Source organism: Burkholderia sp. BE17, assembly GCF_009362305.1.
In the GTDB taxonomy this organism is placed as follows: Bacteria; Pseudomonadota; Gammaproteobacteria; order Burkholderiales; family Burkholderiaceae; genus Burkholderia; species Burkholderia pyrrocinia_C.
The window spans coordinates 65,538-77,993 of sequence record NZ_WHNU01000013.1; the positions used below are offsets into that span (position 1 = coordinate 65,538).

Genomic DNA, 12,456 nt, shown 5'->3' on the forward strand with positions numbered 1-12,456 from the left:
CGGAGAACATCGAGCCCTGCCATCGTTCCCGCGATCGCAGGAACGACGAGCCATCAGGGCTTGAAATGCTGCTCAGTTGAAACGCACGTATTCGAAATCGACGGGCTGGCGGTTGATGCCCATCACCGGCGGCGCGATCCAGTTGGCAAACTTGCCTGGTTCGACCACACGGCCCATCAGGCTGGCCACAAATGCGCGGTCTTCGGCCGTCGGCAGCCAGTGAGCCACATTCGCCTGCCATTCCGCCTCGGAAATCACCCGGCCGTCCGGCGCCACCTTGACGCCAGCCAGCGCACCGATGTTGCGGTGGAAGGCTTTGTGCGGCACCTTCAGGCGGAACGGAATGCCGGCCTTTTCAATGACCTTGTTCCAGCGTTCCACGCCAGCAACGCTGTCCTTGATGTAATCGTCGCGCAGCACTTCGTTGAGCGCGTTGAGCATCGGCACTTCCTTTTCCACCAGTTGACCATTCGCGACTTGCAGCACCTTGTAGCTGCTGCCCTTGAGCACATGGTCGTCGGTGCGTTTACCTTCCTCGAAACGGCCTTTCAGGCCAGTGCTGTAGAAGGTGGCCGCGTTGCTCGACTCGTCTGCGCCGAACAGGTCGATGGTCACGCTGAAATGGAAGTTCAAATAACGCTGGATGGTCGGCAGGTCGATCACACCAGCAGCGCGCAGCCTGGTCGGGTCGTCGGTCTTCAGCTCGTTCATGACCTGGCAGGTGCGCTGGATGACCCGCGAGACGCCGGATTCGCCCACGAACATGTGGTGCGCCTCTTCCGTGAGCATGAACCGCGTGGTGCGCGCGAGTGGATCGAATGCGCTCTCGGCCAGTGCACAGAGCTGGAACTTGCCGTCACGGTCAGTGAAGTAGGTGAACATGAAGAACGACAGCCAGTCCGGCGTCTGTTCGTTGAACGCCTGCAGGATGCGCGGGTTGTCCTGTTCGCCGCTGCGGCGCTCGAGCAGGGCTTCGCCTTCCTCGCGGCCGTCGCGGCCGAAATACTTATGCAGCAGGTAGACCATGGCCCACAGGTGGCGCCCTTCCTCTACGTTGACCTGGAACAGGTTGCGCAGGTCATACATGCTCGGCGCGGTCAGCCCCAGGTGGCGCTGCTGCTCCACCGAGGCAGGCTCGGTGTCGCCCTGCGTGACGATGATGCGGCGCAGGTTGGCACGGTATTCACCGGGAACGTCCTGCCAGGCGTCCTCGCCTTTGTGGTCACCGAAGTGGATCTTGCGTCCGGCCTCGGCCGGGTTGAGGAAGATGCCCCAGCGGTAGTCCGGCATCTTGACGTGACCGAAATGCGCCCAGCCTTGCGGGTCCACACTAATGGCCGTGCGCAGGTAGACGTCAAAACCGTGCGAGCCGTCCGGGCCCATGTCGCTCCACCAGTTCAGGTAGTTGGGTTGCCATTGCTCCAGCGCGCGCTGCAGCGTGCGGTCTTCGCTCAGGTTGACGTTGTTGGGAATCTTTTCGCTGTAATTGATGCCGGACATCGTTGTCTCCAGATCAGGCTCCCGGTGGAGAGAGTTCGCCTGTGGCGCGCCACGCGGGTCCGCGCCACACGGCAGCGAGCGTGTTAGACGCGGTTCCAGTCGAAGGCGGCCTTGTCGCCTTTGCCGTAAACCTTGAGCGCGCCTTTGTCGCCAACGGCGTTGGGCCGCTGGAAGATCCAGTTCTGCCAAGCCGTCAGGCGGCCGAAGATGCGGGTGAACATGTTTTCGCGGCCGTTGAAGCGCAGGTTGGCTTCCATGCCGGTCAGCGCGTCGGGCGACATCGACACGCGCTCTTCCACGGCAATGCGCACCTCGTCGGCCCAGTCGATGTCGTCGGGGTTGGACGTGACCAGGCCCAGCGCGTAGGCAGAATCCGCATCGAGCGGCTGGCCCGCCTTGGCGCGCACGGCATCCAGCGCCGGCGCCTCGTCGTAGAAGCGGCGGCCCAGGCGGCTCTGGCCGGTGACCATCGGATACACGCCAAAGTTGGTCTCCGCCACGGTGATCCGGGGTGCACGGATTTCGTCGTCGGGCAGCGCCAGGTGGTAGATACGGTCGCACGCCAGCGCCAGTTCGAGGAACGTGCCGGCAAAGCACGAGCCCGGCTGGATGAGCGCGAACAGGCTGCGCGAGGACACATCCAGGCGAGAGAGCGTGCGGCGCAGCAGGGCAATGGTTTCGCGCACGAACCAGTGGTCCTTGTGTGCCAGCAGCGTGGCGTCCATGTCCAGCACGGCGGCTGCATCGCCCTCGGTCTTGATGAGCCAGGTGCCGATGTCCAGTTCGTTGGTACGCATCGACAGGATCGCGTCATCCAGTTCGCGCGCCAGTTGCAGCGGATACCACGCGGCGCCCGCCGCGGAAATGTCGTCGATGGAGCGCGGCTGCTCACCGGCCGGCGACTTCACCACAAAGGTCGCGGTGCGTCCCGCGCGGTCGATCTGCACGCTGACGTGGGTGTAATGCAGCGCGTCGGCTTCTGTGCGGCGCGCAAGCGGGGGCAGCGCCACGCCGGCAGCATCGGCCGGACGATCACTTTGCGCCGCCAGCGCCAGCGCGCGCTCGCGCACCTTCTGGGCAAACACGGCCGGCTTGGCGATGTCATCCACCAGCCGCCAGTCCTTGGCGCGCTGGCCGCGCACGCCTTCGGTGGTGGTGCAGAAGATGTCGGCCAGATCGTGCCGCACGTGGCGTTTGTCGGTCACACGGGTCAAGCCGCCCGTGCCCGGCAGGACTCCCAGCAGCGGCACTTCAGGCAGGCTGACCGCCGACGAACGGTCGTCGATCAGGAGGATCTCGTCGCAGGCCAGTGCCAGCTCGTAGCCGCCACCCGCGCAGGCACCATTGACCGCGGCGATGAACTTCAGGCCGCTGTGCGCGGAGGAGTCCTCGATACCGTTGCGGGTTTCGTTGGTGAACTTGCAGAAGTTGACCTTCCACGCATGGCTGCTGACGCCCAGCATGAAGATGTTGGCGCCCGAGCAGAACACCTTCTCCTTGGCGCTAGTCACAACGACGGTGCGCACCTCCGGATGCTCGAAGCGGATACGGTTCAGCGCGTCGTTGAGCTCGATGTCGACGCCAAGGTCGTAGCTGTTGAGCTTGAGCTTGTAGCCAGGGCGCAAGCCGGCGTTTTCGTCGATATCCACCGCCAGTGTGGCGACAGGGCCCTCGAACTGCAGCTTGAGGTGCTTGTATTGTGAGGGGTCGGTCTGATAGTCGACGGTGGGGGCGATGGTCACGGCGCTGTCTCCTTGGAAAAGCAGAATACTGCATGAACCAAACTTGGATGCAAGCACGATAGTACATGCATCCAAGTTTCGGTCAAGCATTATTTTGCACATTCAAAGGAAATCAGAGGGGCAACTTGAGCGCCTCGCGTACCAGCGTGCGCAGCGCAGAAAACGTCGGCTCCAGTGGCTGGGCGCTAGTGTCCAACTGGAATTCCGCCTTGGAATAGAACGCAGCACGCCCCGCCAGGATGTGCCGCAGATCCTCCATGGCCTCCTTGCTTGCCGCCATCGGCCGGAAATCGCCCTGGGCCCGCACGCGATTCATGTGATCCTCGGGCCGGGCCTGCAGCCACACCGTCGTGCAGTGGGCAAGCAACTGGTTGAAGGTGGCAGCGTCTGAAACAAGGCCGCCCGGCGTGGCGATCACCGCCTCGGGATAAATCTGGATCGCCTCTTCCAGGGCGCGCCGCTCGTAACGGCGATACGCGTTCATGCCGTACAACCCCTGGATTTCCGAGATGCTGCAACCCGCAAACTTCTCGATCTCCCGGCTCAGTTCGACAAAGGGAAAGCCAAGATCGTCGGCCAGCATCTGGCCCAGCGTTGACTTGCCGGCACCGCGCAGCCCGATCAACGCCACGCGCGAGCTGTGCACCCCATGCGCGGCGTTCTCGCCGCCCGTGCCCAGCATTTCTCCAAGCGCGATCCGCACGCGCCGCAGCGTGGCCTCATCCCGATGCTCGAGCATTTCGCGCAGCAACAGCCATTCCGGCGATGACGTCGTCACATCACCAATCAGTTCCGCAAGCGAACATTGCAGCGCGCCAGCGACTTGCTGCAACACAAGAATGGATGCGTTGCCGCTGCCGTATTCCAGATTAGCGAGATGGCGCTCCGACACGTGGGCGGCCTGCGCCGCCGCCTTGCGCGTCAATCCGCGCCTTGCGCGCAGATCACGCACACGTTCTCCCAGCGCCACAAGGAACGCGTTCTTGCCGTCAATGCCGTGATTGACCACGGCGTCTGCGCGCATGCCAGCGAGCACGCTGGCGCCCTCGCCATGCGCACCGTCACCTTCGATGTCCCGTCGCTCCTCGGACCGGGTTAACCCTGAATTATGCAATATAGTGCTTGACATGGTTTTCGATAGCCCTATGATTCATACATGCAAAATAGTGCATCAAATATTGGATTGCAACCACGCCGAGTTTAACGGAGCCCCTGATGTCCCCGACCGTATTCCGCGCAGCGCTAGCGCAATTGACGGCCCGCATCGCCGGCCGCCCCCTGGATGCCAACCTGGAAGCCTGGCTGAACACCGAGTACGGCGCCTCGAGCGCCTCATACCAGACACTCAAAGCAGCCTGTGAAGCCGGCGTTACAGAAGGCTGGCTGTGCAACCGGCAGGGCGGAGGCATCCGCCATGGCCGCATCTTCAAACCGGCCGAGGACTTGCACGATTTCTCGGTCGACGTGGTCGATATGCAGAACATCGCCGGACCACACCACACGCATCCGAACGGCGAAATCGACCTGATCATGCCGATCGAGGGAGATGCGCAGTTTGACGGCCGCCCTGCCGGCTGGCTGGTCTGCCCGCCGGGCAGCGCGCATTGCCCGACTGTATCGAATGGCCGAGCCCTGGTGCTCTATCTGCTGCCCGAGGGGCGCATCGACTTCACCAACTGATCAAATACGTCATGAGCGAATTGCTTTCCAACTATCTGGAGGGGCGCTCGCAGGCGGGCACCGGCGCTGGGATTGCGCTGTTCGACCCCGTGCTCGGCCACGAGCTCGCGCGCGTGGACGCCACCGGCCTCGATCTCGCCACCGGTTTTGCCTATGCGCGCGAACGGGGCGGCGCAGCCCTGCGCGCGCTGACCTACCGCGAGCGCGGCGCCATGCTCGCCGCCGTGGTCAACGTCCTGCAAGCCAACCGCGAAGACTATTACGCGATCGCCACCGCCAACAGCGGCACGGTCAGGAACGACTCTGCCATCGATATCGACGGCGGCATCTTCACGCTGGGCACATACGCCAAGCTGGGCGAGACTTTGGGCGACCGGCGCTTCCTGCTCGACGCCGAAGCCGTGCGGCTGGCCAAGGATCCGCTATTCCAATCGCAGCACGTGCAGGTGCCCACGCGCGGCGTGGCGCTCTTCATCAATGCGTTCAACTTCCCGAGCTGGGGCCTGTGGGAAAAAGCCGCGCCGGCGCTGCTTTCGGGCGTACCGGTCATCGTAAAGCCCGCCACCGCAACGGCATGGTTGACCCAGCGTATGGTCAGCGATGTCATCAATGCCGGCGTGCTGCCACTAGGCAGCCTGTCGATCGTGTGCGGCAGTGCGGCGGGCCTGCTCGACCAGTTGCAGCCGTTCGACGTGGTGTCCTTCACCGGCTCGGCCGAAACCGCCGCCGTGATCCGCTCGCATCCGGCCGTGACACAGCGCTCGGTGCGCGTCAATATCGAGGCAGATAGCGTCAATTCCGCCATCCTCCTGCCCGGCGAGGCCACCGATGGCGAAGCGCTCGGGTTGCTGGCCAGAGAAGTCGTGCGCGAAATGACGGCCAAGTCGGGGCAGAAGTGCACCGCCATCCGCCGCATTCTCGTACCGGAATCGCTGTACGTGCCGGCGGCCGAAGCGATCCGCGCGGGACTCGCAAAGGTGACCGTCGGCAACCCGCGCAACGACGCCGTGCGCATGGGTGCGCTGGTCAGCCGCGCGCAACTGACCGCCGTGCGCGAAGGGTTGTCGACCCTTCGCCAACAGACTCAGGTGCTGCACGACGGCGCGGGCCACGAACTGATCGATGCAGATCCGGCAGTGGCCTGCTGCCTGGGCCCAACCCTGCTGGGCACGGCGGACGCCGATGCCGCCAACCTCGTGCACGACACGGAAGTGTTCGGTCCTGTTGCCACGCTGCTTCCATATCGGGAGAGCGCGCGCAATATTGACCATGCCCTTGCTCTGGCCCGCCGCGGGCAGGGGTCACTCGTGACCTCGATCTATGGCAGCGATCCGGCCGCGCTGGCCGCCGCCGCCCTGGAACTCAGCGACAGCCATGGTCGCGTGCACGTGATCTCTCCCGATACGGGCCAATCGCACACCGGCCATGGCAACGTCATGCCGCAATCGCTGCACGGCGGCCCCGGACGGGCGGGCGGTGGCGAAGAGCTGGGCGGCCCGCGCGCCCTGAACTTCTATCACCGCCGCTGCGCTGTGCAGGCCAGCACGCATGTGCTGTCCCACCTGTAAGCCCAGCGCCATCCGTCAAATGCCTCCTGTAAAAACGGAGAGAGCAGCATGACTGCCCAATCGCCAGTCCAACCGCCCGGTATCCCCTTCAACTTCGCCCAACATCTCATCGAATGCAACGCGCAGCACCCGCACAAGACCGCGTATATCGACGACCAGGGACAGTTGACCTACGGCGAGTTAGCAGACCGCATCCGCCGCCTTGCCGCCGCGCTGCAAGCCTTAGGCGTGCGGCGCGAGGAGCGTGTTCTGTTGCTGATGCACGATTGCAGCGACTGGCCGACCTCCTTTCTCGGTGCGATGTATGCCGGTATCGTGCCGGTGGCCGTTAACACCCTGCTCATCGCTGACGATTACGCCTACATGCTCGAGCACAGCCGTGCGCAGGCCGTGCTGGTGTCGGCGGCGCTGCTACCGGTTCTGCGGCAAGCGCTCGCTCGAGCCGGCCATGAGGTCAAGGCGGTGATCGTCTCGCGTCCGGTCGAGCCGCTTGCCGACGACACGCTCGCGTTCGATGCGCTCGTCGACGGCCATGCGCCGCTGCCCGAACCTGCAGCGACCGGCCCCGACGATCCCGGCTTCTGGCTGTATTCATCTGGCTCGACTGGACGCCCCAAGGGCGTGCTGCACAGCCACGCTAATCCGTACTGGACCGCGCAGCTCTATGGCAAGCCGGTGCTGGGTCTCAACGGGCGTGATGTCTGTTTCTCCGCAGCCAAACTTTACTTTGCTTATGGTCTTGGCAACGCGTTGAGCTTTCCGCTCAGCGTTGGCGCCACCGTGGTGCTGATGGCCGAACGGCCGACGCCCGAAGCCACCATCAAGCGCTGGATCGATCATCAACCCACCGTGTTCTTCGGTGCGCCCACCGGCTATGCCGGCCTGCTGGCCTCGCCTGCACTGCCCGCACCCGACCAGGTTTCGCTGCGTCTTTGCTCGTCCGCGGGCGAAGCCTTGCCCGCCGATCTTGGCACACGCTTCACCGCGCAATCCGGCTGCGAGATCATTGACGGCATCGGCTCGACCGAAATGCTGCACATCTTCCTGTCCAACCGTCCCGGCCAAGTGCGCTACGGCACAACAGGCTGGCCAGTACCCGGCTATCAGATCGAGCTGCGCGACGAAAGCGGCCATCCTGTACCGGATGGCGAAATCGGCGATCTCTATATCGAGGGGCCGAGCGCTGCACTGATGTATTGGGGCAACCGCGAGAAATCACGTGAGACCTTTCTTGGCGGATGGACCAAGAGCGGCGACAAGTATGTGCGCAACGCCGACGGCACCTACTGCTACGCCGGGCGCAGCGATGACATGATCAAGGTCAGCGGCATCTACGTTTCGCCGTTCGAGGTGGAATCCACCCTGGCGCAACACCCAGCGGTGCTCGAAGCCGCGGTGATCGGCATACCCGACCAAGAGGGGCTAACCAAGACCACGGCCTTCGTCGTGCTCAAGCAAGGAGCGCAGGCAAGCGAGGCTGAGCTCAAGGCCTTCGTCAAGGAGCGGCTGGCGCCCTACAAATATCCCCGCATCATCAAGTTCATCGATGGTTTGCCAAAGACAGCAACCGGCAAGATCCAACGCTTTCGTTTGCGCGAGGCTGAAGCAGGAGGAGCGCAGTGACCGATGCCGGACAGTTCGCCAACATCGATTGGGGCGCGCGCACGGTACGCATCGAGTACCAGTGGCTCGGCGCCAATCGCGCCAACGCTCCACTGATCGTCTTTCTGCATGAAGGGCTGGGCTCCGTGTCGATGTGGAGGGGCTTTCCGCGGCGTCTGTGCGATGCCGCCGGCTGCCGGGGGCTGGTCTATTCCCGCCCGGGCTACGGTCGATCCACGCCGCGGGCGGCTGAGGAGGCGTGGGGTCTCGACTTCATGCACCGGCAGGCGCACGAGGTGCTGCCCGCCCTGTTGAACGTCCTGGGCGTGGACGCCGCCGAACAGCCCGTCTGGCTGCTCGGGCACAGCGACGGCGGATCGATCGCACTGCTGCATGCGGCGCGGTTTTCCGCGCAACTGGCCGGCACCATCGTGCTGGCCCCGCATATTCTGGTCGAAGACTTGTCGGTCGAAAGCATCGCAAAGACACGGGAAGCCTACCTGAACACCGACCTGCGCGAGCGTCTGGCGCGCTACCACGATGACCCCGACTCCGCCTTTTGGGGCTGGAACGACATCTGGTTGCACCCGCCATTCCGGCAATGGTCGATTGAGGACGAAATCGGCGCGATCCGCTGCCCGCTGCTCGCGGTGCAGGGCATGGACGACGAATACGGCACGCTGGAACAGATTCGCGGCATCGCTCGGCGCGTGCCCCAGACCAAGTTGGTCGAATTGCCCCGCTGCGGGCACTCGCCGCACCGCGATCAGTCTGCGTTGTTGATCGCCGAGACCGTTGCCTTCATGCAGCGGCATACATAAATCAGGAGACAACGAATGTGACCTGCGGCGGAATTCTGTGACCAATCAGGCAGTGAGTCTCGCGTCGATATTATCGGAATCCCGCCAGGCTCGACGGACCGTGGCCGGAGGTTGGTAGCGATGAGCGCTGTGAGGCCGGCGCTCGTTATAGAACTGCCGCCAGCGTTCGATGAGCACCTTGGCCTCGGCGCGGCTGCGGAACCATTCGCGGTTTAGCAATTCATCTCGCAGTTTGCCGTTGAAGCTTTCGACGAATCCGTTTTGTCATGGCCTGCCAGGTGCAATGAAGGCCGGACCGATTGCAGCGTCTCGCAGCCAACGCATGACCTTGGCAGCGGTAAATTCTGCGCCGTTGTCCGACCGAACAAACGCGGGCTTGCCGTACGGCCGCATGAGTCGCGATAGCGTCAAGATCACGTCCTGCGACCGCAAGCTGGCGCCAACCTCGATCGCCAAGCATTCGCGGGTGTATTCATCGATCACGCATAGCATCTTCAACGCCCGGCCATCCACCAGTTGATCGTGCACGAAGTCATAGCTCCAGACCGAATTGGGCCGTGTGGCGCCTGGCAGGCGTATGTCGTCGCCGCAACGACGTCGGCGAGGACGTCGGCGCGGAATGTTGAGCTGCAGGGCCCGCCACATTCGCCGCACGCGCGATTCGCTCAACGCCAGCCAGGCCGACATCCGGCGATAGCCGAAGCGCGGGCACCTCTTGCGCGGCTGCCATCAGCCTCTCGCCCAGACTCCGATCCTTCTCCAGTTGCTTGAGCGTATAGGTCGCCACTCGGCGGCTCAATCCCAAGTAGCGACATGCCTTGCGTTGCGAGGGCCCCCGCCGAGTCAGGACTTCCAGCGCCTCGCGCCGGCCCGTCGGGGTGGTCATTTTTTTCGGCTGAACTCCTTCAGGCCGTCGATTACCAGCATCTGCTCGGCGATCAGGCGCTTGAGCCGATCGTTCTCCGCTTCCAGTTCCTTGAGCCGACGCGCGTCTGCCACGTCCATGCCGCCGAACTTGTTGCGTCGACTGGCCAGCGCCATCAACTGCATTCTGGATGTCAGAACCGATAGCCAACTGAGACGAAGGTGACGAGCGGATTGATCTTCACTTTGGTCGTGGTGGATACGGTCACGAGTGGCGACCGGGTCGTGAGGGTGGCTTTGGTCGACAGCCAGACATACGAAGCCGATACGCCGACCGACCAGTGCGAGTCAATGTTGTACGTCAGTCCCGCGTTAATCACCGGCGCGAATGATTTGCTCAGTGACGCCGATGTTGGTCCCTCCAGACTCGTACCGAGCGTCGGGGAATACAGAAACTGGCCGGTCGCGAGGGGATTGTTCAATTCGATGCTCCTGAACCAGACATAAGCGACACCGGCTCCCACGTAAGGTCGCAGCCGTGCCGTTGGTTCACCGAAATGATATTTCGCGAGAATTGCGGGGCTCCAGACGCGGGCACTACCCAGTTCCCCGAGCGCTGAAAGCGTTCCAGTCCCGCTCATTCCCAATTTCGGTGGCACGCCTAGCTGTGCCTCGATCGCGACATGGTCCGTCACAAAGTATGACGCTGTTAGCGCGAAAGTATCGGCGTCAGACACCGACGCGCCACTTCCGGGAACCGTGGCCGAGCTGCCGAGTGCGCTGACAGTCAAGGGCTGACTCGAGTCTTGTGGCGCGAGATGCATCCAGCCCGAGTTGATCGTCCACTGGCCCGCCGATTGAGCATGCGCTGTCGAAATCGCCGAGAGCGACAAAAGGATCGCCACACCGGTATGTTTCATGTCGTCTCCTGTTTTTCAAGTGGGGGCGCCGCTTTGCGACGCAGATGGGATGTTTTTCAGTAGCGGCCGCGGACCTATTTTCTGTATTGCCAAGTTCATTCGGTGAATCTGTATTACTAAGTAAATTTTTGTGATTGAATTGTATAGTTAGCCGCGTCTCTACGTTGCTCGCACCAGCATTCTGATCAGGTCAGGCTTACTCACTGAAACGTCACCGTTGACGCCGCTTCAGCGAGTGTCAGGTAATGGATTGAGCCTATGAAAAGGCTGCATGAGATCAAGTATTGTTGTCACGAACCCGATTTCATGTCTTTTATGTCTTATGCGCCGGTATCGTGCGTTCAGATTTATTGGACTATCCCTTATGCACATTTCATATTGTCTCGGCTACCGTATACGCCAAGGGCTGAACTCTAATAGGCTCGCATCGCTAATCGTTCGGTCTCAGGCGGAAAAACGCGCCACGAACCATCACAGTGTCGGAAGAAAAACATTCCAACCGGGCCTGTCGGTCGCAGTACCTCGACACGCACATAGCGAGTCAGATTCGAGGGCGCACGACTGAATTCGGTCACCCGAACCGGCGTCGAAGAAGTTGGCGCAAGCCATTTTTCCACCAGCGAACGTAAGGACCTTTCTGCAGCGTTCATCCTGTTCTCCCTCAGAACGGTTCCTATTTTTCGGCCTCGCGTTCACTCAACACTACACAGCGCCAACCATAAGGAACCGCAATTTCGTGCAGATACGTACTGGAAGAGATCCGCCGGAACGACCAGGACTAATGTAGGTATTTCAGACCTCTGATCGCCAGCTCTAACGGTGAGTCGACCACAATCGAACTTGCTAATCATTGACTCGGGTGCCTTTCCTACGACGGCGCCGTCGACACGCTAGCTTTGTCGGTCTCGACAGCGCTCAAGCTCACGCATCAACTGATGCATTTCATGTTGCCGCCCGAGATGCCAGTCGGTCACGATGTTGAAAAGCCCTCGCGTCCACGAGAACGGTGCCCACCGGAACGGGACGACGATGCGCGGTTGGCGGGCTCGCAGCCCTCTTATGACGGCCTTGGCGACGTCATCGGGTTGTATCGGTCGCCGCAACGGTGCAGGAAACCCTTTTTCAATCAATTTCGTCGCCAGCGCATTTCCGCCGAAGCCGACCTTGGCAATTGCTGTCGCCACCCATCCCGGATAGAGCACGCTTGCCGTGGACCCGGTGCCGCCGAGTTCCGCGCGCAGTGAACGCGCGAGCATCTCGACTCCGGCTTTGGACGCTGCGTAAGGCGCGTTGACCATGCCGTTCACGAACGCATAGACCGAAGCGGTGACCAGGACCTGGCCGCGATTGCGCACGATCTCGGGCAATGCAGCCTTGATCGTGCGCCAGACACCGAGCAGGTCGACCTCGACGATTCGCTCAAACTCCTGTTCATCGCAGCTGTACACGGTGGCGGGCACATCGTGCCATGAGATGCCAGCATTCGCGAACGCAATGTCGAGGCGACCGAATCTATCGACGGCGTGTTGCACGACCGCCCTGGTGGCGGCCGCATCAGTGACGTCGAGTGCCAAGGCGAGCGTGCGCTCGGAGTCAAACTCCGCGGCGAGACGGTCCACTGACGCCTGCGTCACATCGGTTAGAACGAGTCGTGCTCCACATGCATGCAACTCACGCGCGGTCGCGGCACCAATGCCGCCTGCAGCACCCGTGATAAGCACGACTTTTCCCTGAAGATCGTAAGCCACTTTGTACTGCT

10 protein-coding genes and 1 pseudogene are annotated in these 12,456 nt (G+C 62.4%); 4 read left to right on the forward strand and 7 right to left on the reverse strand.

What is annotated here, in order from left to right; genetic code table 11:
- Positions 1-72: 72 nt before the first annotated feature.
- From boxB to GD429_RS13440, 3 genes are all read right to left on the reverse strand, one after another.
- A complete protein-coding gene (boxB, locus tag GD429_RS13430; protein ID WP_152857362.1) occupies positions 73-1,500 on the reverse strand; it encodes a benzoyl-CoA 2,3-epoxidase subunit BoxB in 1,428 nt (475 codons plus the stop codon).
- Positions 1,501-1,583: 83 nt separating this feature from the next.
- Positions 1,584-3,242, reverse strand: a complete 1,659-nt coding sequence (gene boxC / locus GD429_RS13435; protein WP_321574591.1) for a 2,3-epoxybenzoyl-CoA dihydrolase — start codon at positions 3,240-3,242, stop codon at positions 1,584-1,586.
- A gap of 112 nt (positions 3,243-3,354) precedes the next feature.
- The gene (locus GD429_RS13440; RefSeq protein WP_152857363.1) at positions 3,355-4,371 is read right to left on the reverse strand and encodes a helix-turn-helix transcriptional regulator; all 1,017 of its coding nucleotides are present in this window, start codon (positions 4,369-4,371) and stop codon (positions 3,355-3,357) included.
- An 86-nt stretch (positions 4,372-4,457) separates the two neighbouring features.
- Between GD429_RS13440 and GD429_RS13445 the strand changes: the two genes are divergently transcribed.
- From GD429_RS13445 to GD429_RS13460, 4 genes are read left to right on the forward strand one after another with little or no spacing between them, the layout of a single operon-like run.
- Positions 4,458-4,922 (forward strand): DUF4863 family protein, encoded by a 465-nt coding sequence (locus GD429_RS13445; protein WP_152857364.1) that lies wholly within the window; start codon positions 4,458-4,460, stop codon positions 4,920-4,922.
- Between the two features lie 11 nt (positions 4,923-4,933).
- Positions 4,934-6,490 (forward strand): 3,4-dehydroadipyl-CoA semialdehyde dehydrogenase, encoded by a 1,557-nt coding sequence (locus GD429_RS13450; RefSeq protein WP_152857365.1) that lies wholly within the window; start codon positions 4,934-4,936, stop codon positions 6,488-6,490.
- Between the two features lie 48 nt (positions 6,491-6,538).
- A complete protein-coding gene (locus GD429_RS13455) occupies positions 6,539-8,113 on the forward strand; it encodes a benzoate-CoA ligase family protein (protein ID WP_152857366.1) in 1,575 nt (524 codons plus the stop codon).
- Positions 8,110-8,913 (forward strand): alpha/beta hydrolase, encoded by an 804-nt coding sequence (locus GD429_RS13460; protein WP_321574592.1) that lies wholly within the window; start codon positions 8,110-8,112, stop codon positions 8,911-8,913. The genes GD429_RS13455 and GD429_RS13460 overlap by 4 nt, the downstream gene beginning before the upstream one ends.
- Positions 8,914-8,958: 45 nt before the next feature.
- On the opposite strand, the pseudogene GD429_RS13465 reads toward GD429_RS13460, so the two are convergent.
- From GD429_RS13465 to GD429_RS13480, 4 genes and pseudogenes are all read right to left on the reverse strand, one after another.
- Positions 8,959-9,936, reverse strand: a pseudogene (locus GD429_RS13465) (IS3 family transposase); the annotation flags it as partial.
- A 35-nt stretch (positions 9,937-9,971) separates the two neighbouring features.
- Entirely contained in the window at positions 9,972-10,697 is a 726-nt protein-coding gene (locus GD429_RS13470; protein WP_152857367.1) for an OmpW/AlkL family protein, read from the reverse strand.
- A 413-nt stretch (positions 10,698-11,110) separates the two neighbouring features.
- On the reverse strand, positions 11,111-11,347 hold the full coding sequence (locus tag GD429_RS41045; RefSeq protein WP_152857368.1) for a hypothetical protein: 237 nt from the start codon (positions 11,345-11,347) through the stop codon (positions 11,111-11,113).
- 240 nt (positions 11,348-11,587) lie between these two features.
- A complete protein-coding gene (locus tag GD429_RS13480) occupies positions 11,588-12,445 on the reverse strand; it encodes an SDR family NAD(P)-dependent oxidoreductase (RefSeq protein WP_321574593.1) in 858 nt (285 codons plus the stop codon).
- Positions 12,446-12,456 lie beyond the last annotated feature (11 nt).